This window comes from Kitasatospora sp. NPDC041988, from assembly GCF_055588525.1.
In genome coordinates this window covers 1-22,416 of the sequence record NZ_JBVJCO010000013.1, presented here as the reverse complement: position 1 = coordinate 22,416, position 22,416 = coordinate 1, and the positions used below count along the sequence as shown (strand labels likewise).

Here is a 22,416-nt window from a genome sequence, read left to right as displayed (position 1 = left end):
GATCCGAGCGTAGCGACGTGATCATCCGGGGGGATCGGACCGAGGGTGTACATCCTGGGTCGGTATCCCTGCCCCGGGATGTGGACGGCGCTCCGATGCCGGTCGACCAGGGCGACCAGCAATGTTCTCGCCATGACGAACACTGGCGGTTACGAGGAACGGGACGTCGTCGTCCGGCTCACGGACGTACGGAAGGACTTCGGGGACTACGCGGCCCTGGACGGCGTCTCGCTGGAGATCGGCGCGGGCGAGTCGGTCGCCGTGATGGGGCCGTCGGGCTCCGGGAAGTCGACGCTGCTGAACATGCTGTCCGGGCTCGACCGGCCGACCGGGGGATCGGTCGTCGTCGGTGGGGAGGACCTGGCCACACTCGACGAGAAGGGCCTGGCGCTGTTCCGCCGCCGCCGGATCGGCATGATCTTCCAGTTCTTCAACCTGCTGGACGACCTGCCGGCCCTGGACAACATCGCCCTGTCCGGACAACTGGTCGGGTTGAAGGCCTCGGTTGCCCGCAAGCGCGCCTCGGAACTCATGGGCGAACTCGGAATCGCCGACCGGAAGAACATCTATCCGGCCGCGCTGTCCGGCGGCGAGCGGCAACGGGTGGCCACAGCGCGGGCCTTGATGAACCGGCCCTCGCTGCTGCTGGCCGACGAGCCGACCGGCGCCCTGGACAGCCGGTCCGGTGACCAGGTGATGCAGTTGCTCCTGGACCTGAACCGGCTCGGCCAGACGCTCCTGATCGTCACGCACGACCCGAGGCTCGCCGCGCAGTGCGCGCGCCGGGTCATCGAGGTCGCGGACGGGCGTATCGCCCTGGACCGCTCGGTGGACGGCGCAGTGGTCGCGGAGGTCGCACGATGAGCGCCGTCTGGCGGGCCTCCCGCGCTGCGGTGAAGCGGCGCAGGTTCCAGACCTTCATCCTCGGCGTGGTCGTCATGGTCTCCAGCGCCATGGCCATCGCCACGCTGGGCCTGCTGGCGGCCGTGTCGGGCCCCTTCGACCAGGCCTACGACGCCGCGAACGGCGCCCACGTCACCGCCGAGTTCGACAGCTCGAAGGCGACCGCCGCGCAGATCGCGCAGGCCGCGAACGCCCCCGGCGTCGAGGCCGTCGCCGGCCCCTATCCCCAGGCCGTCCTCTACTCGCCGTCGGAGACCGGCGACCATCCGATGGGGCTGTCAGGTGCGTTCACCGTCGTCGGCCGCGACCGGCCGGACACCCCGGTCGACACCCTCGAACTCAGCGCCGGCCGCTGGGCGACCGGTCCGGGCGAGATCGTCATGAACGTACCGTCGGACATCGGCCGGATGCAGATCGCCTCCGAGCGCGAGGTCGTCACACCGGACGGCACGCGTCTCAAGATCGTCGGCTACGCGAACTCGGCGAGCCAGTCCGCGGGCGGCTGGGTCACGCCGGACCAGGCCCGGGCCTTGCACCCGGCCTCGCTCCAGATGATGTACCGCTTCAAGGACGCCGGGTCCGACGAAGCGCTGAAGGCCGGCATGGCCGCCGCCACGAAGGGACTGCCGTCGGACGCCCTGACGGGGACCGGCTCCTACCTGGCCCTCAAGGCGAGCCTCGCGAAGGGCCCGAACACCTACGTGCCGTTCCTGACGGTCTTCGGCGTCCTGGGCCTGGTCGTCTCGGTCCTGATCGTCGGCAATGTCGTCAGCGGCGCGGTCGTCTCGGGCTTCCGGCACATCGGCGTCCTCAAGGCCCTGGGCTTCACGCCGAACCAGGTGACGGCGGTCTACCTCGTCATGGTCACGTTCCCGGCGGTGATCGGCAGCGTGCTCGGCTCGGTGATCGGCGGCCTCGTCGGCAGGAAGCTGGTGCACCAGGCGTTCTTCGGCATCTTCGGCAACGATCTCGTCATCGACAAGGCGACCATCCCGACGTGGGTCTTTCCGGTCGTGCTGATCGGGATGCCGGTACTCGTCGCGCTGTCCGCGCTCGTCCCGGCGCTGCGTGCCCGACGTCTTCCCGCCGCCGTCGCCATCAGCGCGGGCAGCGTCCAGCAGACCGGACGCGGCCTGGCGATCCACCGCAAGCTCGGCGGATCACGCCTGCCGCGCCCGATGAGCCTGGGCCTGGGCTGGCCACTCGCCCGGCCGGGTCGCACGGCCCTGACCCTGTCGACCGTCGTACTCGGTGTCATGACGGTGACGATGGCGCTCGGCATCTCCGCCTCGGTCGTGAAGTTCGGGCAGACGCAGAAGCAGACCGACAAGATCCAGGTGCGCGTCGATCTCAACAACCCCAGGTGGAACACTCCCGGCCCGACCCACTCCGACGACCAGCTCTTCGCGTTGCTGCGCTCACTGCCCGGCACCGCGCACGTGTACGCGCAGACCGTGGCGGAGACCCGGATGACGGGTTCGTCGGAAATCCTCCGGGTGGGCGTCGAGAGCGGCGACACGGCGGAGCTGCACCCGGATCTCGTCCGGGGACGCTGGATCGAGGCGCCGAACGAGGTGGTGGTCTCCTCGGAGTTCTGGCACCGGCACAAGGCGTCCCTCGGCGACACGATCACGCTGGACACGAGCGACGGGCCGCAGCCGCAGAAGATCGTCGGCGAGACCACCGGAGGCTGGGACGTGACGACCCTCGACTGGAACCGGTTCGCCCCGCTCAGCCCGGTCCAGCGCGCCCAGGGCTTCTACGTCCAGCTCTCGAAGGGCGCCGACCCGCAGGCGTACGCTGCCACGGTCGCGCGCACGGACCCGGGGCTGAACGCGTACGAGAACGGCGCCTCCGACACCAGCGAGAAGGTCATCATCAGCGTGGTGTCGACGCTCGCCGTGATGCTGATCATCGTTTCGAGCCTCGGTGTGTTCAACACGGTGGTCCTCAACACCCGCGAGCGGCGCAAGGACCTGGGGATGCTCAAGTCGATCGGCATGACTCCGCGCCAGGTGATCGCCATGGTGGTGACGTCCGTGGCCGCGCTCGGAGCAGTCGGCGGGATCATCGGCGCCCCGCTCGGGATGCTCGCGCACCGGATCATCATCCCGATGACGGGACGCGGCACCGGGCTCGATCTGCCGAACTCGCTGTTGAGCGTGTGGAGCTGGCCGCTGGTGGTGCTGCTGGCCTTCTCGGGCTCTGTGATCGCCGCGCTGGGGGCCTACTTCCCGGCCCGAGGCGCCGCAAAGGCACCTGTGGCGGAGGTCCTGCGGACGGAGTAGCGGGACGGGCGTGCGGGGGGGCAGGCCCGCATCTGGGGCAGCCCCTCATGCGTTCGGATCTCGCGTCCTCCGCCGGCAACGGCACCCGGCCCGTGGGCGGGTCACCGGGTGGGGGCGAGGGTGTGGGCGGCTGTCGCGAGGCGGCGGGCGGCGGTGCCGAGGTCGGCGGGGTCGGCGGCGGCGGCGAAGCCGAGGCGCAGGTGGGCGGCGGGCGCTTCGGCCGGGAAGTAGCGCCGGCCGGCGTTGACGGAGACCCCGTGGGCGCGGGCGGCCTCGGCGACGGCGGTGTCGGTGAGCGCGGGCGGGAGCCGGAGCCAGAGGTGGAGGCCGCCGGCCGGGTGGCGGGCGAGTGTCCAGTCGGGGAGTTCGCGGGCCAGCGCGTCGGCCAGGACGGTGCAGCGCTCGCGCAGCGCGGTGGCCAGGGCCCGCAGGTGGCGGTCCCAGGCGGGGGTGCTGAGGAGTTCGACGGCCGCCTCCTGGAGCGGGCGGGCGATGAAGAAGTCGTCGACCAGTCGCATGCCCTGCAGGCGTCGCATCACGGGGCCGCGGGCGATCAGGGCGCCGATCCGCAGACTGGGTGAGGCCGGCTTGGTCAGCGAGGTCAGGTGGACGACGGTGCCGTCGCGGTCGTCGGCGACGAGGGGGCGCGGCACCGGGCGGCCGTGGCCGAGGTGGCGGGCGAAGTCGTCCTCGATCAGGAACGCCCCGGCGGCCCGGGCGACGTCCACGACCTGGTGGCGGCGTTCGGTGGCGAGCACGGTGCCGGTGGGGTTGTGGAAGGTCGGCTGGCAGTAGAACAGCCGGGCTCCGGTCATGGCGAAGGCGTCGGCCAGCAGGTCGGGGCGGACCCCGTCGTCGTCGATCGGGACGGGTACCGGCCGCAGACCGGCGGCGCGGGCGGCGGCGAGCGCCCCGGGGTAGGTGGGCGACTCGACCAGCACCGGGCTGCCGGGTGCGGCGACGGCGCGGAACAGCATGGAGAGCGCGCCCTGGCCGCCGCCGGTGACCAGCACGTCCTCGGGGCCCACGCTGCTGCCGGCCTGCCGGGCGAAGATCGCGCGCAGCGGGGCCAGGCCGGCCGTGGGGGCGCGGTGCCAGGCGTCGGGCCGGCGGGCGGCGCGTGCGAGGGCGGCGCCGAGCGCGCGGGTGGGTTGGAGGTTCTCGTGCAGGTAGCCGCCGGAGAGCGTGACGGTCCCGGCGGGCAGCGGTTCCGACGGGCCGTCGGTCGCGGCCGAGTCGGCGCCGGGGTCGTGGTCGCGGCCGGCGAGCGCGACCGCCTGCCAGGAGGTGTCCGGTGCGGTGTCGCCGTGGGGCGTTCTGCGGGCGGCGACGTAGGTGCCGCTGCCGGGGCGGGTGACCACCACTCCCTCGGCGGCGAGCAGTGCGATCGCGCGGGACACGGTGACCGGGCCGACCCCGTGACGGGCGATCAGGTCGCGGCTGCTGGGCAGCCGGTCGCCCGGGGTGAGTGCGGCGATCTCCGCCCGGAGGATCGCCACCAGGGTCTCAGTACTGCTACCGTCAGACATGAAGAACAAGGATAGCGCTTTCGCGCCAGCGACGGAACCGCTCCTCGACATCGCCGCCCTGCGGGCCGACACCCCGGGCTGCGACTCGGTGATCCACTTCAACAACGCCGGCTGCGGCCTGATGGCCCGCCCGGTCCTCGGGGTGATGCTCGACCACCTGAACCTGGAGGCCGCCATCGGCGGCTACGAGGCGTCCGCGGCCCGGGCCGCCGAGGTCGCCGACTTCCACGCCTCCGTCGCCGAGCTCATCAACGCCCGGCCCGGCAACATCGCCTTCGCCGGCAGCGCCACCCACGCCTACACCAAGGCCCTGTCCGCGATCGACTTCCGCCCCGGCGACGTCGTCCTCACCACGCGCAACGACTTCATCTCCAACCAGATCGCCTTCCTCGCACTGCGCCGGCGTCACGGCGTGCAGGTCGTTCACGCGCCCGACCACCCGGACGGCAGCGGCGTCGACGTCGAGGCGATGGCCGCGCTGATGCGCGCGCACCGCCCGCGGCTGGTCGCCGTCACCCATGTGCCGACCAACTCCGGACTGGTCCAGCCGGTGACCGAGATCGGCCGCCACTGCCGCGAACTCGACCTGCTGTACCTGGTCGACGCCTGCCAGTCGGTCGGCCAGTACGAGATCGACGTCGAGCGGATCGGCTGTGACCTGCTCACCGCGACCTGCCGCAAGTTCCTGCGCGGACCGCGCGGTTCGGGCTTCCTGTACGTCTCCGACCGGGTGCTCGCGGCCGGGTACGAGCCGCTGTTCATCGACATGTACGGCGCCCGCTGGACCGGGCCCGACACCTACCGGGCGGTCGACACCGCGGCCCGGTTCGAGGAGTGGGAGTTCCCCTACGCCACCGTGCTCGGCTGCGCGGCCGCCGTCCGCTACGCGCTGCGGGTCGGGATCGAACCCATCTCCTGGCGCACCCCCGCCCTGGCCGGGCGGCTGCGCTCGCACCTGGCCGGCCTGCCCGGTGTCCGGGTGCTCGACGGCGGCCCGGCCCCCGCCGCACTGGTCACCTTCGCGATCGACGGGTGGCAGCCGCAGCCGTTCAAGGCGGCGATGGACGCGCGCGGGGTCAACTCGGCGCTGAGTTTCCGGGAGTTCGCGCAGTTCGACTTCGCCGACAAGGACGTGGAGTGGTGCCTGCGGCTGTCGCCGCACTACTACAACACCGAGGACGAGGTCGACGCGGTGGCCGCCACGGTCGCCGAGCTGGCGGGGGGAGCCAGGTGACCGCGGCCTCGGCCGGGCCCACTCCGGCCGCCACCGCATCCACCGGTACCGCACCCACCGGCACCGTTCCCGCCGCTGACACCGCCACTGCCGATCCCGCCGCGGCGCCGCCCCAGAGCCTGTGGCGCAACGGCGACTTCCTCAAGTTCTGGCTCGGCGAGACGGTGTCGCTGCTCGGCACCCAGGTCACCAACCTCGCATTGCCGCTGACGGCGATCCGCGCCTTCCACGCCACCGAGGAGCAGGTCGGGCTGCTGCGCTTCCTGCAGCTCGTCCCGTACCTCGGGCTGGCCCTGCTGATCGGGGTCTGGACCGACCGGGTACGGCGCCGGCCCGTCATGATCGGCGCCAACCTCGTCCGGCTGGTCCTGGTCGCGCTGGTCCCGCTGCTGTACTGGTGGCACGCCCTCGATCTGGACGTCCTGCTGGTGATCGCCTGCGCCGCCGGCATCGCGTCGGTGGTGTTCGACGTGAGCTGGATGTCGTACGTGCCGGTGCTGGTGCGCAAGCCCGAGCACTACGTGGAGGCCAGTGCCCGGATGGGCACCAGCTCCTCCGCCGCCGACGTTGCCGGGCCCGGGCTCGCGGGGCTCCTGGTGTCGGCGCTCACCGCACCGGTGGCCCTGGTCGTGGACGCCTGCTCGTACGCGGTTTCCGTCGTGTCGCTGCTGCTGATCCGCACCCCCGAACCGCGTCCCGAACCGGCCCCCGACCGCCACCTGTTGCGTGAACTCCGGGACGGACTGGGCTGGGTGATGCGCGACGGTGTCCTGCGGGCCCTGGCGCTCATCGGCTTCTGCTGCAACTTCTCCATGGTCACCGTCTGGACCATGTTCCTGCTCCACGGCAACAACGACCTCCACTTCGGCTCGGCGACACTCGGCGCCGTCTTCGCGACGGCCTCCGTGGGCGGGCTGATCGGCGCGCTCGTCTCCCGCAGGGTCATTGCGCGGTTCCCGCTCGGCCGGGTCTATCTGATCGCCCAGTCGGCGCTGCTGCTCGGCCCCGGCCTGATCGCCGCCGCCGCCGGGCCCCGGCCGGTGATGATCGCGATGTTCGTGCTCTCCTTCTTCACCTCCTACCTGGGGCTGGGCGTGGCCGGCGTCATCATCGTCAGCCTGCGCCAGGCCCTCACCCCGCAGCCCATGATGGGGCGGATGACGGCGGCCTTCCGGACCCTGCTGTTCGGTGGTGGCGCCCTCGGCGGCCTGTCCGCCGGTGTGCTCGCCGGCCGGATCGGCGCGGAGAACGCGCTGACCGTGGCGGCGGCGGCCTCCGCCGTCGTCGTGATCGGGCTGATCGTCTCCCCCGTCAGCCGGCTCAAGGCCATGCCGGTGGCGGCGGAGCCGGCCGGCGCGCCCTGACCGCGGACAGGCCCCGGCCGGTCCCGTCGGCTCGGCCACCGCCGCTCGGCGCCCGGTCGATCCTGACGGCGGGGCGCAGCCCGGTCAGGCGGCGCGGGTGTCGCGGCGGTAGCCGCCGGGGGCCTGGCCGTACTCCCGCTTGAAGGCCTTGGCGAAGGCGTACTCGGAGCCGTAACCGGCCTGCGTGGCAATGGTGGTGAGCGGGGCCTCGGACTCGCGGAGGAGCCGGGCGGCGGTGGTGAGGCGCCAGCGGGTGAGGTAGGCCATGGGCGGTTCGCCGACGAGGTTGGTGAAGCGGCGGGCGAAGGCTGCGCGGGAGAGGCCGACCCGGCCTGCCAGCGACTCGACGGTCCACGGGGTCGAAGGGGTCTCGTGGATGGCGGCCAGGGCCGGGGCGACGGCGCAGTCGCTGAGGGCGGCGGCCCAGCCTACGGCGGTGACGGTGGGCTGGTCCTCGAACCAGGCCCGCAGGATGTACAGCAACAACGAGTCGATCAGCGCGGGGACGATCCCGGTCGAGCCGAGCCGGGGGTTCTCCAGTTCGGCGCCGAGGAGTTGGACGGCGGCGGTCAGCTCGGGGTGCCGTCCCTGACCGGTGGCCAGGTGGATGACCTCGGGCAGGTTGCGGACCAGCGGGTGCGGGCGGCCCTGGTCCAGGTGGTAGTTGCCGCAGAGCAGGCTGGTCCGGGGGCCGTCGCCGCCGAGGGTGACGGTGCCGATCGGGGTGCTCGGCCGGTACTGGTCGGGCCGTTCCGCTTCGGCGGGGGTGGAGGGGTGGTCGGCGAGGATGTGGCCGCTGCCGTCCCGCAGGAAGACCACGTCACCGGGGCTGAGGGCGATCGGCTCCTGGCTGGAGGCGCAACCGAGCGGGATCAGCCAGCACGTGCCGTGCAACACCACATGGAAGCCGGCGCCGGCGACCTGGGGCAGCCGCAGGCCCCAGGGGGCGCGGCCCTCCGTCCGAACGGACGTGGGGTGTCCGGTCCGCATCGAGCCGAGCGCCTCGGTCAGGATGTCCATGGCCTTCCCCCGTTCACCGTTGTCCGCCCCACCCTAGGACCCTGCCCCCTCACGCTCCCACGCCCTCCCTCTTCCTGACGCTCCGTCCGGTGCCGGGCAGGACCCACCCCCGTCGGGTCCCGTCCGGCACCGCTTCCGCCCATCCCCGTCCCGTTCAGGCAACGGTGAGGACGACCTTGCCCTGTACCCGGCCGGAGCCGACCAGCTCGTGGGCCTTGGCGGCGTCGTCGAGCGGGAAGGTCTCGGCGACGTGCGGGCGGATCCTGCCGGCGTCGACGAGGGCGGCGATCGCCTCCAGCGAGGCGTAGTCGGGCTCGACCGAGACGCCCGCGAACTTCCGCCCGGCGGCCTCGATCTCGGCCGCCAGATCCTGCCTGAAGTGCTCCATGATGCTGACCAGCGTGCCGCCGGTCCGCAGGACCGACAGGGCGCGGGTGCCCTCGGACGAGGAGTCGAAGACGACGTCGACGTCCCGCACCGCCTCGGTGTAGTCGGTGGTCCGGTAGTCGATGACCTCGTCGGCGCCCAGGCCGCGCAGGAACTCGTGCTTGGGCTCGCTGGCGAGGGCGATGACGTGGGCACCGCGGGCCTTCGCGATCTGGACCGCGAAGTGGCCGACGCCACCGGCCGCGCGGTGGATCAACACCCGCTGCCCCTCGGACAGTTGCGCCGCGTCGACCAGGCCCTGCCAGGCGGTGAGGGCGGCCAGCGGAATGGCGGCGGCCTGCACGTGGTCGAGCGTGGCGGGCTTGCGGGCCACCTGCCGCGACGGCACGGCGACGTAGTCGGCGTATCCGGTGGCGGCGCGGGGGAAGAACGGCATCCCGAACACCTCGTCACCCACCTTGAACCGGGCCCCCGGGCCGACCTCCTCGACCACGCCGGAGATGTCCCAGCCGACGCCGTAGGGCGGCTCGCCGAGCAGCGGGTACGCACCCGAACGAACCGCCACGTCCACCGGGTTGACCCCGCTGGCGTGCACCCGTACGAGCACCTCGCCGCCGAGCGGGGCCGGGCGCTCGGTCTCGACGGTCTCGAGGACCTCGGGGCCGCCGAAGGACTTCTGGATGACTGCGCGCATGGGAGTTCTTCCTTCCGGATCGTCCGGCCCGCTGCCGGGTCGGCTTCTGATGTCCCCAACTCTAGGAAGGTCGGACGAGCCGCTGAATATCCTTCAGTCTCCGAAAGATGTCCGATCGTCTCACCGCCCGAGCGCCTCGACCGCCCGACTCCGGCCGCTCGACTCCGGCCACCTGACTCCGGCCGACCCCTCGAACCTCGCGGTCGCCCCGATCGAGCTCCCGCCGCCCGGGCGACGCCAACGCCCCTGACCTGGCAGGACCCCGCCTCACACGATGCAGAGAGCGCCGTGACCCCGCGGTCGGTACCGATCCTGGACCCCGCGGCACGGCAGGCGTCGCGATCGAGATCGGGTCGAAAACAACGCCAGAGGCGTCGGCTCCTATGACCAAATGATCAAATGATGGCCAAATTGGGACATCCGACACCAGCCACACCTCCTCCCCCTAACGTGCCGGGGTGGGACGCGCAGAGAGGCGCGCGATCCGCGGGACTGCAAGAGCTTCGGCATGCATATTCGAGGGACGGCGCCGTGACCAGGGAACTTGGCAACAATCTGCCCGTTTACAGTGAGATCATCGAGGTAACGCCCGAAAAGTGCTCAGGATGGATGGAGAAGAGGACGTGTAATCGCGTCCCCCTGAAGCGGTCCAACATCGACAAATTCAAGAGCATTCTGCGCGGTGGGCAGTTCCGCACGACGCATCAGGGATTCGCCCTCGACTCACACGGCTGCCTCATCGACGGCCAGCACCGCGCCGCCGCACTCATCGAGACCGGTATGACCGTGATCGCGCAGGTGACGTACAACCTCGACCCGGAAACCTTCGCCGCCATCGACGGCGGCCGCGTCCGTACCGCGGGCGACTTCGTCGCGCAGATCACCGACATGAAGCAGAGCAATGCCAACGTCTACGGGGCGGCGCTGAAGATCCTCTCCAACCGTACCGCCGGCCTCCACTGGACGCGGTGGACCAGTGGGCGCCTCACCGCCGACCAGTTGCAGCAGCTGGTCGGCGAATGGCCCATCGAGGAGGAACGGATCCTCCGGCTGGTCAACAAGGGAAAGCAGTGCCATTCCAGCGCCACGGGGCTGATCGTCGCCTTCAGGATCATCACCGAAGGCTGGCCGGAGCACGCGGCAGACCTGTTCTTCGACTGCATCGGTGACGCCAGCCGCGAATTCGTCGGACGGGACCCCCGCGCCATGTACACGAACACGATGATCAACGTGAACCGCGGGATCGTCAGTCGCGACAGCGTTCAGCAGTCCGCTCAGGCGATCAAGGCGTTCAACGCCCTCATCCTGGGGGAGTCCATCGGGACCCTGAAGAAGATGAAGCTGAGCGGCGTCAAGACCGTCGCGGATCGGAGGACCGGCGAGGAGGTCCAGCAGGAATACCTGGCGGACCGCTATCCGGAGGTCGTTTCCCCTGACGCCACCGTGAGCAACAAGTGGCTCGGGGGCGACAGCGCGCGGCTGTTCGACTGACCATGGGTCACGGCTGTCGGCGATCCACCGGCAGCCCACCCGCAGCCCGCCGGCGCGAGGACGACAGCCGATCCCGAGGTCCTTCGTGCCGCCGCTCTCGGACACCTCACAAAGGCCCCGACTGCTCACCCAGTCGGGGCCTTTGACCGTGCGGACGGCCGCTGCAGGCTGCTGCTCTAGGCTGCGACGGTTCACGAGCCGGCTTCTCACTACGGGATCGCGGGACTACGGGGGTACCGGGATACGGGCCTACGGGCCTACCGGACGCGGACTACGGGGCGAAGGAGTCGAGCGCCTCGTCCACCTCCTTGAGCGCCGTCTCGCCCGCGTTCAGGGAGTCGTGGACGAAGTGGACCGCCGCGTCGTCGATCCCGCAGTAGCCGGAGATCCCCTCCCGGAGGATGCGGGTGACCGGGCCGTCCCACCCCAGCTCCGTGAACTTCTCCTGCCCGTAGCTGACCAGGCCGATCCAGAGCATCCGCTTGCCCTTGAGCCGGGGGCGGTCGCGGCCGTAGGCGAAGCCGTGGTTCCACACCCGGTCGATCCAGCCCTTGAGAATCGCCGGGAGGCCGAACCACCAGAGCGGGAAGACCACCACGATCACGTCGGCCGCGTCGATCCGCCGCATGTGGGCGCGGACCTCGGCCGAGTACTCCTTGTCGGGGTCGGCCCAGTCCGGCTCGTCCTCCGGGCCCAGCCGCGGATCGAAACCCTCGGCGTGCAGGTCGAGCAGGTCGACGGTGAGGCCTTCGGCGGACAGCCGGTCCCGGGTGCGGCGGGCTAGCTGGGCGGTCAGCGAGTCGGTGCGCGGGTGGGCGACGACCAGCAGGGCGTGCCGGCCCTCGCGGGCGGCGGATACGGGCTCGGTGGTCATCGCTGCGCCCCCAGCCGGACCAGCATCTTGCCGGTGTTGGCGCCGCGCAGCACGCCGAGGAAGGCCTCCGGGGCCTGCTCGATGCCGTCCACGACGGTCTGCCCGGTGCGCAGCGTGCCGTCGGCCAGCCACCCGGCGGCCTTGCCGATCCACTCCGGGAAGAGGTCGAAGTGGCTGCTGACCAGCATCCCGCGCAGTGTGGCCTCCTTGGCCGCGGCCCGGAAGAGGTTGTCGGGGCCGGGCGCCGGCGCGGTGTCGTTGTAGCCGCTGATCGCGCCGACCAGGGCGATCCGTCCGCCGTTGCGGATGGCGCCGATCGCGGCCTGGAGGTGGTCGCCGCCGACGGCGTCGAGGTAGACGTCGATGCCCTCGGGGGCGGCCTCGGCGAGTTGCTCGGCGAGCCTGCCCTGGCGGTAGTCGACCGCCGCATCGAAGCCGAACCGGTCGAGCAGCTTCTTGGTCTTCTCGGGGCCGCCCGCCGAGCCGATCACCCGGGACGCGCCCAGCTGCCGGGCAAGTTGGCCGGCCACGCTGCCGACCGCTCCGGCCGCCGCCGAGACGAACACGACGTCGCCCTCGCGGACCGGCGCCGTCCTGGTGAGGGCGGCGTAGGCGGTCAGGCCGGGGGTGCCCAGGGCGCCGAGGTAGGCCTCCGCCGGGGCGAGCGAGGTGTCCACGACGGTGGCCGCCGTGGCGTCCAGGACGGCGTACTCGCGCCAGCCGAGGAAGTGCGAGACGGTCGAGCCGACCGGGACGGCGGCGGCCCGGGAGGCGACCACCTCGCCGATCGCGCTCCCGTCGAGGGCGGCACCGAGCTCGAACGGCGGGATGTACGAGGGGATGTCGTCCATCCGGCCGCGCATGTACGGGTCCACCGACATCCAGGTGTTGCGGACCACGATCTGGCCCTCGCCCGGCTCCGGGACTTCGGTGGTCACCAGCTCGAAGTCGGCGGCGGTCGGTGCGCCGGCCGGGCGGGCGGCGAGGCGGATCTCACGGGACACGGTCATGATGCTTCCCTCCGAAGGGAGTTGTTCGGGCTTCTGCGGCGGTGTTCCGTCGCTCTCACAGGACTCACAGTGCCCGGGGCCGCGCACGGTCCGCCGACGTCCCGCGCACGGCCACCGACGACCGGCGCACGACGGCCCGACAGACACCGGTTAGCGTGGGCGGCATGCGTTTCGAGGTGCTGGGCCCGGTGGCGGTGCGGACGGACGACGGGGATCCCGTTCCCGTCCCCGAGGCGAAGGTCCGCGCGCTGCTCGCCGGCCTCCTGGTGCACCACGGACGGCCGGTGCCGGTGGACCGGCTGATCGACGACCTGTGGGGCGAAAGCCTGCCGGGCAATCCGGAGAACACCCTGCAGACGAAGGTCTCGCAGCTGCGCCGCGCCCTGGCGAAGGCGGAGGACGGCGCCCGGGCGCTGGTGGCGTACGGCCCGGCGGGCTACGCGCTGACGGTGGCCGAGGAGGCCTTGGACGCGGGCCGCTTCGCACGGTTGACGGCCCTGGCCCGGCAGGAGGCCGACCCGCGGGCGCGGGCGGCGCTGCTCACGGAAGCGCTCGGCCTCTGGCGTGGGCCCGCGTACGCCGACTTCCGGGACGCCGGGTTCGCCCGGGCCGCCATCGCCGCGTTGGAGGAGCAACGGCTCACCGCACTGGAGGAGTTGTCGGACCTCCGGCTGGACTTGGGCGAACACGCGTTGCTCGCCGACGAGTTGGCACCACTGGCGGCCGAGCATCCGCTGCGCCAGCGGCTGCACGCCACCCGGATGCGGGCGCTCTACCGGGCCGGGCGGCAGAGCGAGGCGCTGGAGGCCTACCGGGAGCTGGAGCGACGGTTCGCCGAGGAGCTGGGCATCGACCCGGACGCCGAACTCGCCGCGCTCCACCAGGCGATGCTGCGCCAGGACCCGTCGCTCTCTCCCACCCCTGCGGCTCCGCCCACCGCCGCAGCCGGTCCGCGCAACGACGTTCCCGCACCGGCGAGTTCGCTGATCGGACGGCAGCAGGCCGTCGGCCGGGTGAGCGCGCTGGTCGGGGCGGGCCGGCTGGTCACCCTCACCGGGCCGGGCGGGGTCGGCAAGACCCGGCTCGCCCTGGCGGCGGCCGCACACCTCGCGGAGGGCTTCCCCGACGGCGTCCGCTTCGTCGAACTCGCGGGCACCAGCGGCGAGGTGGCCACCACCGTGGCGGCCGCCCTCGGCGTGCGCGACGACGACGCATCGGACCTCCGCACCCGCGAGCCGGTCGAGCAGCGGCTCGCCGACGTGCTCGGGCAGCGACGGCTGCTGCTCGTGCTCGACAACTGCGAGCACGTGATCGCCCCGGTCGCCGCGCTGGCCGACCGACTGCTGCGCCGGGCGCCGGGGTTGCACATCCTCGCCACCAGTCAGGAGCCGCTGGCGATCTCCGGTGAAGTCCTCGACGCCGTCGCCCCGTTGGACGAGGAGGCGGCTGTCGAGCTGTTCGCCGCGCGCGCCGCGGCGGCCGCCCCCGGCTTCGGCCTCGGCCCGGAGAACCGCGAGGCCGTCGCCCTCATCTGCCGCCGCCTCGACGGCATCCCGCTCGCGCTCGAACTGGCCGCCACCCGGGTCCGCACGCTCGGCGTGCAGGCTCTGGCCGACCGTCTGCACGACCGGTTCCGCCTGCTCAACCAGGCCCGCCGGGACGCGCCGGCCCGGCAGCGCACCCTGCGCGCGATGATCGACTGGAGCTGGGAGCTGCTCTCCCCGCCCGAGCAGGCGGTGCTGCGCCGACTCGCCGTGTTCTCCGGCGGGTTCACCCTGGAGTCCGCGGAGGTGGTCTGCGCCGCGGGGGACGTCCACGCCGACGACGTGCTCGACCTCGTGACCCGCCTGGTCGACCGCTCCCTGGTCGTCCCGGCGTACGACGGGGGTGCCGCTCCCGGCGGCACGGCGTACGACGGTAGGGCGTATGACGGTAGGGCGTACGGCGGAACGGCGTACGACGGCCCTCGGTACCGGATGCTCGAATCGGTGATCGCCTACGGCCTGGAACGCCTCGCCGAGGCCGGCGAGACTGCGGACGCCCGCCACCGCCACGCCCGCCACCACACCGACCTCGCCGAACGCGCCGCACCCCACCTGCACGGCCGCGACCAGCGGGACTGGCTGCGCCGGCTCGACCACGAGACCCACAACCTGCGGGCCGCCCTCGACCACGCCACCACGGACGGCGACCCCACCCTCGGGCTCCGTCTGGTCAACGGCCTCACCTGGTACTGGCACCTGCGCGGCCGGGTCGGCGAGGCAGGCCGCTCCCTGGCCCGCGCCCTGGACGCGGCAGGCGCAGCGGGCACGGCAGGCACGGCAGGCGCGGCAGGCGCGGCAGGCGGGACGGCCACGGTGCACGCGGCGGACACGGCCGCCCTCCTCGCCGCCGCCCGCGTCCGGCACGCCGCCTTCACCCTGCTCACCGGCGACGAGACCCGGCCCGAGGACGTCCGCCCCGAGGATGCCCGCCCCGACGAATCCCGGCCCGACGGCACCCGCCCCGACGGCACCCGCCCCGACGAGACCTTCGACGGCGCCGACGCCCGCGGCCGCTGGCTGCTCGCCTACGCCCGCTGCGGCTTCAACGACGCGCTGGTCCGGCGCGGCCTCGACCGCCTGCCCGACGAGTTCCGCGCGCTCGGCGACCGCTGGGGCGAGGCCGCCGCGCTCAGCACCCGCGCCACCCTGGCCCTCTACCGGGGCGATCTCGGCGAGCTGCGTCGCAACGCCGTTCGGAGCGCCGATCTCTTCGCCGAACTCGGCGACCGCTGGGGTCAGTTGAAGGCCTCCGAGCAGCTGGGTGTACTCGCCGAGATCGCCGGGGACTACGACGCCGCCGCCGGCCTGCACCGGGACGGCGTCCGCAGCGCGGAGGAGCTGGAGCTCTGGACGGACGCCTCCTTCCAGCTGGCCAGGCTCGGCCGGATCGCCCTGCTGACCGGCGACCACGCCCGGGCCGACGAGTTCCACGAGCGGGCCCGGCGGCTGGCCGTCGAACAGTCGCACCGCCCCGCGGAACAGTTCGCCGAGACCGGCCTCGCCATCGGTGCCCGCCGCCGCGGCGACCTCGACGCCGCCGAGCGGCATCTGCGCCCCTGGCTGGAGTGGAACCGCCGCCTCGGCGTCGACTCCGGTACCGCGCTGATCCTCGCCCAGCTCGGCTACGTCGCCGAACAGCGCGGCGACGCCGCGCTCGCCGAGCGGCTCCACCTGGACGGCCTCGCCGCCGCCCGCAGGACCGGGGACGTACGCGCACTCGCGCTCGCCCTCGAAGGCCTGGCCGGGGCGCGCTCGGCGGCGGGCCGGGACGCCGAGGCCGGCGCCCTGCTCGGCACCGCCGCCGCTCTCCGCGACTCCGTCGGCTCCCCGCTCCCCCGGGCCGAACGCGTCGACGTGGACCGCGCGGCCGCCCGGGCCCGCGAGCGCCTCGGCGGCGGCTTCGACGCGGCATTCGCCCACGGCCGGGGGCTCACCGCCGACGAGCAACTCCTCGCCCTCACCCAGAATTGACCCATGATTCCGACCCGGAAATGCCCTGTTCCGACGGTCTGTCACCCCATAGATTCATGGTCATGACGAACCCCCGCATCAACTTCGCCACCGCCGCACCGAAGGCCTTCAAGGCCCTGATCGGCTTCGACGCCGCCGCCCGTGAGGGCCTCGACCCGGCCCTGGTCGAGCTGGTGCAGATCCGCGCCTCCCAGCTCAACGGCTGCGCCTACTGCCTCCACCTGCACACCTCCGACGCCCGCAAGGCCGGCGAGAGCGAGGAGCGGCTGCACCTGGTCGCCGTCTGGAAGGACGCCGGCCACTTCTTCACCGCGCAGGAACGCGCCGCCCTCGCCCTCACCGAGGCCGTCACCCTGATCGGCCAGGGCGGCGTCCCGGACGACGTCTACGCCCACGCCGCCGCGCACTTCACCGAGGAGGAACTGGCCCACCTGCTGGCCCTGATCCTCACCATCAACACGTGGAACCGCATCGCCCTCAGCACCGCCAAGATCCCCGGTACCGACGAGCGCGCGGCCCACTGACGGCCACCACCTACCACCTACCACCTACAGCCGCCGGGAACGTTTCGGCCCCGGCCGAACCGTGCCCGGGGCACCATGGACCCATGCCACTCGCCCAGCTCGCCGGACTGCTCGCCGACCCGACCCGCGCCGCGTTCTGCACCGCCCTGCTCGACGGTCGGGCCTGGACCGCCGGCGAGCTGGCCCGGCACGCCGCTGTCGCGCCGTCCACGGCCAGCGAGCACCTGTCTCGCCTGATCGCCGGGGGTCTGCTGGCGGAGGAGCGGCAGGGGCGGCACCGGTACGTCCGGCTGGCCGGCCCGGAGGTGGCGGCGCTGATCGAGGACCTCACCGTCTTCGCGGAGACGGCGGCCCCCGCGGCGGCCCCCGCCAGGGCCCCGCGCAGTCTGCGTGAGTCCACCCGGCTGAGTGCCGAGGCCCGCGCCCGGACCTGCTACGACCATCTGGCCGGCCGCCTCGGTGTGGCCGTCACCGACGCCGTGCTGGCCCGCGGCCTGGTGGCGGACGACGCCGGGCTCGCCGTGACCGAGCGCGGGCGGGAGTGGCTGGCCGGCGCCGGCATCGAGCTGCCCGCCCGGGCGGGGCACAGCGGCGGCCGCCCGGTGGTGCGCAGCTGCCTGGACTGGACGGAGCGCCGCACCCACCTCGGCGGGGCGCTCGGTGCCGCGCTCTGCCGGACGGCGCTGGACCGGGCCTGGGTGGAGCGGATCGGCTCCGGCCGGGCCCTGCGGGTCACGGCGGACGGCGACCGGGCCCTGCACGAGCTGCTCGGTCTCCAGCTCACCTGAGAGCTCACCCGCGAGGGCTCATCCGACAGCCCCGGAGCGAACCCCTCACCCCATCGTCTTCGCCCCGTCCAGCGACTCCCGGATGATGTCCGCGTGCCCGGCGTGCTGTGCGGTCTCCGCGATGATGTGCAGCAGGACCCGCCGCACCGACCAGCTCGCGCCCGGTTCGAACCACGGTGCCTCCGGCAGCGGGTGGGCGAGGTCCAGGTCGGGCAGGGTCGAGATCAGCTCGTCGGTCTCGTGCGCCACCCGCTCGTACGCGGCGAGCAGCGACGCCAGCGTCTCGCCGTCCGCCATCCGGAACTGGCCCTCCCAGTCGACGGGCTCGCTCCGCATCGCCTCCGCACCGCCGGTCGCGAACCGCATCCACCGGGCCTCGACTCCCATGACGTGCTTGATCAGGCCGCCCAGGCACAGCTCGCTCACGGTGGTGCGCCGGGCGGCCTGCTCGTCGGTGAGGTCGCGGACGGTGTAGCGCAGGAAGCCGCGGTGCTTGTCCAGCGTCTGCAGCAGGTCGGCCCGCTCGCTGCTCACCGGGACACCCCGCTCACCGAGACGCCCCGCTCATCAGATGTCCGCCATCACGGGCAGGTCCCCGGACGTCGTGCCGAGGTCGATGATGCCGAAGGCCGCGCCCTGCGGGTCGCCGACCGCCGCGAACCGGCCGAACGGGCTGTCCATCGGACCGGCGTACACCTGTCCGCCACGCTCGGTGATCTTGGCGGCGGTCGCGTTGCAGTCGTCCACGGCGAAGAACACGCTGACGTAGGACGGTGCCTCGGGCGGGAGGTCCTCCGGGCCCATCTTCATCCGGCCGAGGACGGGCTGGCCGTCGACGTGGAAGATCTTGTAGTCCACCTCGTCGGTGTCCATCTTCTTGGTGGTGAACGGGAAGACGGCGGGGAAGAACCCGTCCGCCTTGCCGGGCTCGCGGGTGAGCACCTCGGCCCAGGTGTACGCGCCGGGCGCGCCCTGCTTCTCGAAGCCCTCGTGGCTGCCGGCCTGCCAGACACCGAACGTGACGCCGCCCGGGTCCTTGCCGATCACCATGGTGCCGAAGTCGCCGACCTGCATCGGGCCCATCAGCACCTCGCCGCCGTTGGCGCGGATGCCCTCCGCGGTGGCCGCGGCGTCCGGCGAGGCGAAGTACAGGCACCAGGCGGACGGCGGCGCGTCCTGGCCCGGCATCGGCGGCACGACGGCGGCGACCGCCTTGCCGTCGGAGTACGCCGTCGTGTAGTTGCCGAACTCCGACGAGCTCTCGCCGAAGGTCCAGCCGAGCACGTCGCCGTAGAACGTCTTGGCGCCGTCCAGGTCGGCGAACATCGCATCGGCCCAGCAGGGTGTGCCCTCGGGTAGCGCGGCCATGGCTCTGCACCTCTTCTTGTGACATTGATGACGTTTTGCCCCGATTCGCCACAGTAGTCAGTCCCCCGCCCGCCCGCGCCCCGAGCCACGCCTGCGCCATCTCCGAGCCACGCCCGAGCCGCCTCGCCAACGGCGACGGCCCGCCGGTGCACCCACCGGCGGGCCGTCCCGGAACGAGCAGCCCGCTACCCGGCCGCACCCACCGCGCCACCGGGAGCAGCCGCAGCCGCCGGAACGGCCGGAACCGCCGCGCTGAACGGCGCCCGCGCTCCCGCCGTCCCGAAGCCGGCCGGCCCGGACGGAACCACCCCCGGCCGCGGCGCCGCCTCGGCCGCACCGACGCCCGCACCGACGCCCACACCGACGCCCGCCGCCACCGGTGCCGCCGCCACGAGCCGCGCCCCCGCCGTCCCCAGCCCCTTCGGCCCCAACACCGCCTCCCCCGCCGCGGCAGGCTCCACCGGGAGCTCCTCCCGCCCGAAGTGCCGCTTGAGGTCGCCCTCCGTGTACCGCTTGCAGCCCCGGTGCCAGATCAGGATGCCGGCGAGCCAGTTCTCCAGCTCCTTGACGTACCCGTCCAGCAGCGCCCGGCCCTCGGGGCCCAGGTCGAAGTCGTCGTACAGCACCGGGAACTCGTTCTGCACCACGTGCTGGAACTGCTGAACCCGCGAGTGCATCAGGTCGTCGACGATGCGGACGGCGGCCGGGTAGTCGCAGTTGAAGAAGTTCTGCACGACCAGCACCGCGTTGTGCACCTCGCCCTCGTACTCGACCTCCTTCTGGTACGAGAACAGGTCGTTCATCATGCACGCGTAGTCGGCGGCCGCGTTCTCCAGCGAGCGCATCGGCCCGCTCTCGTAGATCTCGGGCGGGACGGACTGCTCGTGGGCCAGCCGGCAGAGGCTCATGGTGAGGTCGGAGCCGAAGGTCTTGCGGCGCATCTCGATGTAGTCGACCGGGTCGGGGATCCGGTGCTGCGCCTGGTTGTCGAGCTCCCAGACCCAGCTCTCCACCATGTCTTCCACAGCTGTGCGGAACTGCTGCCGGGCGTCGGCGGTCATCGGCCCGGCGGTCCGCTCCCAGAGGTCGGCGAGGCCGCGTTCCAGGGCGTTCACCGGCTCCGGCACCGGGCTGCCGTCGACGGGCATGAACTCGGAGAAGCGCGCGGTCAGCAGCTTGGCGCCGGCCAGGTCGCGGGCCCGCCCGAACACCACCGGGTAGTAGTCGTCGCCGTAGGTGCCCCAGGTCAACCAGGCCGAGGTGAGGTCGAGTTGGTCGGCGGTGGCGTCCGGGTGGATGCCGGCCGAGCAGAGCGGGAAGTCGTAGTCGGCGAGCTTCTCGGCCGTCCAGATGTCCGAGTGGGGCAGGCCCGGCTGCGCCTCCAGCATGCCCATCTTCTCGGCCCACGCGGCGGTGTTGCGCCGCGAGGTGTCCAGGTGCCTGCTCAGCTCGACGCTGAACGGGAGTTTGAACTCCGGCAGTCGGGACGGGCCGACGTGCTGGAACGGCACGTGGCTGTGCGAGCGGGCCCGCCGCACCGCCGGGCCGACGCCGCCCGGCGACCCGGGCGTGCCGTCCAGCGTGTTGATCCCGAACGCGCCGCTCAGCGAGCCCAACTCTCCGAGCCCGCCCGGGAATGCGCGCCCGGGACCGGACCGGAGCACGTCCAGCGCCGATGTGCCGACCCCGCCGATCGCGTACGGGTCCCACCAGTTGCTCTCGGCAGCCTCGGCGGCAGCCCCGCCGTCGTTCATGTACCGGCTGGACCGCATGTGCCACTCGTGGCCACCGGACTGCCAGTCCTGGAGGCCCTTGACGTACGCCAGCACCTTGGCGCAGCCCACCGGGTCCAACCCGGTTTCGGCGAACAGTGCCGGGAGTTCGGTGAACACGGTGTTCTCGAACTGCTGGAGCCGCGAGGTGAGCAGGTCGTTGACGGCCTCCGCGGCCTCCTGCGTCGAGCAGCCGAGGAAGGTCTCCAGCACGAGGATGCCGTTGCTCAGCTCGCCCTCGTCCTCGACCTCGCGCTGGTAGGAGAAGATGTCGTTGCGCAGGTGGACGCCGTCCGAGAAGGCGTCCATCAGCACCCGCAGCGGCCGCGAGCCCGAAACCTCCTGCGGCACCTCGGCGTTGGCCGCGTACTCGATCAGCCCGGCGGACCAGGGCGCGCCGCCGACCTTGCGGCGCATCTCAATGTACTCGACCGGGTTGGCGATCCGGCCGGCGTTGATGTTGGCGAGCTCCCAGAGCGACTCGTTGAGCAGGTTCCGGGTGCTCTCGGCGAACCGGATCCGCCAGTCCTCGCCCATCGTCGGCACGGTCCGCCGCCAGAGGTCGGCCAGCCCCGCCTCGACCGGGTTGGTGGGCTCGGGCATCGGCGTGGACGGGTCGGCCGGCATGAACAGCGGCAGCCGGTCCAGGTAGGCCTTGCCGCCCTCACGGTCGTTGCTGCGCTTGTAGATCTCCAGGAAGTGGTCGTCGAAGAAGAAGACCCACACGTACCAGTCGGTGACCAGCGAGAGTGCCTCGGCGGAGGCGTCCGGGTGTGTGTACGCGCAGAGCAGGCCGTAGTCGTGCGCCTCCAGGTCGGCCTGGTCCCAGATCCCCGAGCCCTCCAGCATCCCCATCTGCCGGGCCCACGCGGTGGAGTGGGTGCGGGCCTCTTCCAGATGGGGGTTGAGACGTGCCGGGTGCGGCACGTAGAAGGAGGGCAGTTCGAACGGCTGAGTCACCGGGCGAGCCTTTCTGGACGTGTCGAGGAGGCCGACCGGCACGGCGAAGCACACCTCGGTCCTTGTCAGCGCCCGCCACCCGGTCGGCTCAGCATTACCCCTGCGCAACGATCTCCACTGACGAACGGGAACAGTCATATGAGATAGGCCCATTGACTCGAACGCCTGCCCAAATCCATGCCCGCCACTGGATCACCCGTACGACCGGGCGCCCATCCCCTCGGGCCCGATGGGTGCCGGGAAATGCCGACGGGCGGCGTAGGCCGACATGGTGTCGGGGTACGCCGCCCTGGGGCGGGAGGGGTTGCGGGGGGCGGCCCGCGTGGTCATGGCGGTTACTTCGGGTCGCGGTTGAAGCTGGAGGTGGACCAGCGGTAGCCGAGCACGGTCAGGGCCAGGCACCAGGCGACGGCGAGCCAGCCGTTGTGGCCGATCCCGGTGCCCAGGAGCAGGCCGCGCAGGGTCTCGATGGCGGGGGTGAAGGGCTGGTACTCGGCGACCGGCTGGAACCAGCCGGGCATGGAGTGGACCGGGGTGAAGGCGCTGGACAGCAGCGGCAGCAGGATCAGCGGCATCGCGTTGTTGCTGGCGGCCTCCGCATTGGGGCTGACCAGGCCCATGCCCACCGCGATCCAGGTCAGTGCCAGGGCGAAGAGGACGAGCAGCCCGAACGCGGCCAGCCACTCCAGGACGGT

Annotated in this window: 17 protein-coding genes; 8 read left to right on the top strand and 9 right to left on the bottom strand. The window is 72.5% G+C overall.

What is annotated here, in order from left to right:
- Positions 1-132 precede the first annotated feature (132 nt).
- Both ACZ6NC_RS15355 and ACZ6NC_RS15350 read left to right on the top strand, forming a co-directional pair.
- The gene (locus tag ACZ6NC_RS15355; RefSeq protein ID WP_465732806.1) at positions 133-864 is read left to right on the top strand and encodes an ABC transporter ATP-binding protein; all 732 of its coding nucleotides are present in this window, start codon (positions 133-135) and stop codon (positions 862-864) included.
- Positions 861-3,191: an ABC transporter permease gene (locus tag ACZ6NC_RS15350; RefSeq protein WP_465732804.1), complete on the top strand. Its 2,331-nt coding sequence runs from the start codon at positions 861-863 to the stop codon at positions 3,189-3,191. The genes ACZ6NC_RS15355 and ACZ6NC_RS15350 overlap by 4 nt, the downstream gene beginning before the upstream one ends.
- Positions 3,192-3,292: 101 nt before the next feature.
- On the opposite strand, the gene ACZ6NC_RS15345 is transcribed toward ACZ6NC_RS15350, so the two are convergent.
- On the bottom strand, positions 3,293-4,720 hold the full coding sequence (locus ACZ6NC_RS15345) for an aminotransferase-like domain-containing protein (protein ID WP_465732802.1): 1,428 nt from the start codon (positions 4,718-4,720) through the stop codon (positions 3,293-3,295).
- Between ACZ6NC_RS15345 and ACZ6NC_RS15340 the strand changes: the two genes are divergently transcribed.
- Together ACZ6NC_RS15340 and ACZ6NC_RS15335 are read left to right on the top strand one after the other, a co-directional pair.
- Positions 4,719-5,954, top strand: coding sequence for an aminotransferase class V-fold PLP-dependent enzyme (locus ACZ6NC_RS15340; protein WP_465732800.1), 1,236 nt, complete (start codon positions 4,719-4,721; stop codon positions 5,952-5,954). The two genes, ACZ6NC_RS15345 and ACZ6NC_RS15340, sit on opposite strands and share 2 nt — an antisense overlap.
- Positions 5,955-6,073: 119 nt before the next feature.
- A complete protein-coding gene (locus ACZ6NC_RS15335; RefSeq protein ID WP_465733085.1) occupies positions 6,074-7,318 on the top strand; it encodes an MFS transporter in 1,245 nt (414 codons plus the stop codon).
- An 84-nt stretch (positions 7,319-7,402) separates the two neighbouring features.
- On the opposite strand, the gene ACZ6NC_RS15330 is transcribed toward ACZ6NC_RS15335, so the two are convergent.
- Together ACZ6NC_RS15330 and ACZ6NC_RS15325 are read right to left on the bottom strand one after the other, a co-directional pair.
- Positions 7,403-8,338, bottom strand: a complete 936-nt coding sequence (locus tag ACZ6NC_RS15330; protein WP_465732798.1) for an AraC family transcriptional regulator — start codon at positions 8,336-8,338, stop codon at positions 7,403-7,405.
- A gap of 154 nt (positions 8,339-8,492) precedes the next feature.
- On the bottom strand, positions 8,493-9,419 hold the full coding sequence (locus ACZ6NC_RS15325) for an NADP-dependent oxidoreductase (RefSeq protein WP_465732796.1): 927 nt from the start codon (positions 9,417-9,419) through the stop codon (positions 8,493-8,495).
- Positions 9,420-9,950: 531 nt separating this feature from the next.
- On the opposite strand from ACZ6NC_RS15325, the gene ACZ6NC_RS15320 reads away from it, so the two are divergent.
- On the top strand, positions 9,951-10,910 hold the full coding sequence (locus ACZ6NC_RS15320) for a hypothetical protein (RefSeq protein WP_465732794.1): 960 nt from the start codon (positions 9,951-9,953) through the stop codon (positions 10,908-10,910).
- 271 nt (positions 10,911-11,181) lie between these two features.
- Here the strand turns inward: ACZ6NC_RS15320 and ACZ6NC_RS15315 are convergent, their stop codons facing one another.
- On the bottom strand, positions 11,182-11,784 hold the full coding sequence (locus tag ACZ6NC_RS15315) for an NAD(P)H oxidoreductase (protein WP_465732792.1): 603 nt from the start codon (positions 11,782-11,784) through the stop codon (positions 11,182-11,184).
- Complete coding sequence (locus ACZ6NC_RS15310; protein ID WP_465732790.1) at positions 11,781-12,794, bottom strand: NADP-dependent oxidoreductase; 1,014 nt, start codon at positions 12,792-12,794, stop codon at positions 11,781-11,783. Before ACZ6NC_RS15310 ends, ACZ6NC_RS15315 begins: the two co-directional genes overlap by 4 nt.
- Before the next feature lie 164 nt (positions 12,795-12,958).
- Between ACZ6NC_RS15310 and ACZ6NC_RS15305 the strand changes: the two genes are divergently transcribed.
- The 3 genes from ACZ6NC_RS15305 (at position 12,959) to ACZ6NC_RS15295 (ending at position 17,621) form a co-directional block, all read left to right on the top strand.
- Positions 12,959-16,309, top strand: a complete 3,351-nt coding sequence (locus ACZ6NC_RS15305; RefSeq protein ID WP_465732788.1) for an AfsR/SARP family transcriptional regulator — start codon at positions 12,959-12,961, stop codon at positions 16,307-16,309.
- A 56-nt stretch (positions 16,310-16,365) separates the two neighbouring features.
- On the top strand, positions 16,366-16,833 hold the full coding sequence (locus ACZ6NC_RS15300) for a carboxymuconolactone decarboxylase family protein (protein ID WP_465732786.1): 468 nt from the start codon (positions 16,366-16,368) through the stop codon (positions 16,831-16,833).
- 83 nt (positions 16,834-16,916) lie between these two features.
- Positions 16,917-17,621 carry an ArsR/SmtB family transcription factor gene (locus tag ACZ6NC_RS15295; RefSeq protein ID WP_465732784.1) on the top strand — a complete coding sequence of 235 codons (705 nt, stop codon included), beginning with the start codon at positions 16,917-16,919 and terminating at the stop codon, positions 17,619-17,621.
- A 45-nt stretch (positions 17,622-17,666) separates the two neighbouring features.
- Here the strand turns inward: ACZ6NC_RS15295 and ACZ6NC_RS15290 are convergent, their stop codons facing one another.
- From ACZ6NC_RS15290 to ACZ6NC_RS15275, 4 genes are all read right to left on the bottom strand, one after another.
- A complete protein-coding gene (locus ACZ6NC_RS15290) occupies positions 17,667-18,155 on the bottom strand; it encodes a DinB family protein (protein WP_465732782.1) in 489 nt (162 codons plus the stop codon).
- A 33-nt stretch (positions 18,156-18,188) separates the two neighbouring features.
- A complete protein-coding gene (locus ACZ6NC_RS15285) occupies positions 18,189-18,989 on the bottom strand; it encodes a VOC family protein (protein ID WP_465732780.1) in 801 nt (266 codons plus the stop codon).
- A 185-nt stretch (positions 18,990-19,174) separates the two neighbouring features.
- Positions 19,175-21,721, bottom strand: coding sequence for a terpene synthase family protein (locus ACZ6NC_RS15280; protein ID WP_465732778.1), 2,547 nt, complete (start codon positions 21,719-21,721; stop codon positions 19,175-19,177).
- 335 nt (positions 21,722-22,056) lie between these two features.
- Positions 22,057-22,416, bottom strand: a 360-nt coding sequence (locus ACZ6NC_RS15275; protein WP_465732776.1) for an ABC transporter permease, incomplete at its 5' end; no start/stop codon positions are given.

Excerpts from the sequence above, each read along its gene's own strand:
- ACZ6NC_RS15325 (WP_465732796.1), bottom strand. The coding sequence starts at position 9,419 with ATGCGCGCAGTCATCCAGAAGTCCTTCGGCGGCCCCGAGGTCCTCGAG.
- ACZ6NC_RS15330 (WP_465732798.1), bottom strand. The coding sequence starts at position 8,338 with ATGGACATCCTGACCGAGGCGCTCGGCTCGATGCGGACCGGACACCCC.
- ACZ6NC_RS15300 (WP_465732786.1), top strand. The coding sequence starts at position 16,366 with ATGGTCATGACGAACCCCCGCATCAACTTCGCCACCGCCGCACCGAAG.
- ACZ6NC_RS15340 (WP_465732800.1), top strand. The coding sequence starts at position 4,719 with ATGAAGAACAAGGATAGCGCTTTCGCGCCAGCGACGGAACCGCTCCTC.
- ACZ6NC_RS15355 (WP_465732806.1), top strand. The coding sequence starts at position 133 with ATGACGAACACTGGCGGTTACGAGGAACGGGACGTCGTCGTCCGGCTC.
- ACZ6NC_RS15285 (WP_465732780.1), bottom strand. The coding sequence starts at position 18,989 with ATGGCCGCGCTACCCGAGGGCACACCCTGCTGGGCCGATGCGATGTTC.
- ACZ6NC_RS15310 (WP_465732790.1), bottom strand. The coding sequence starts at position 12,794 with ATGACCGTGTCCCGTGAGATCCGCCTCGCCGCCCGCCCGGCCGGCGCA.
- ACZ6NC_RS15345 (WP_465732802.1), bottom strand. The coding sequence starts at position 4,720 with ATGTCTGACGGTAGCAGTACTGAGACCCTGGTGGCGATCCTCCGGGCG.
- ACZ6NC_RS15295 (WP_465732784.1), top strand. The coding sequence starts at position 16,917 with ATGCCACTCGCCCAGCTCGCCGGACTGCTCGCCGACCCGACCCGCGCC.
- ACZ6NC_RS15350 (WP_465732804.1), top strand. The coding sequence starts at position 861 with ATGAGCGCCGTCTGGCGGGCCTCCCGCGCTGCGGTGAAGCGGCGCAGG.
- ACZ6NC_RS15315 (WP_465732792.1), bottom strand. The coding sequence starts at position 11,784 with ATGACCACCGAGCCCGTATCCGCCGCCCGCGAGGGCCGGCACGCCCTG.
- ACZ6NC_RS15305 (WP_465732788.1), top strand. The coding sequence starts at position 12,959 with ATGCGTTTCGAGGTGCTGGGCCCGGTGGCGGTGCGGACGGACGACGGG.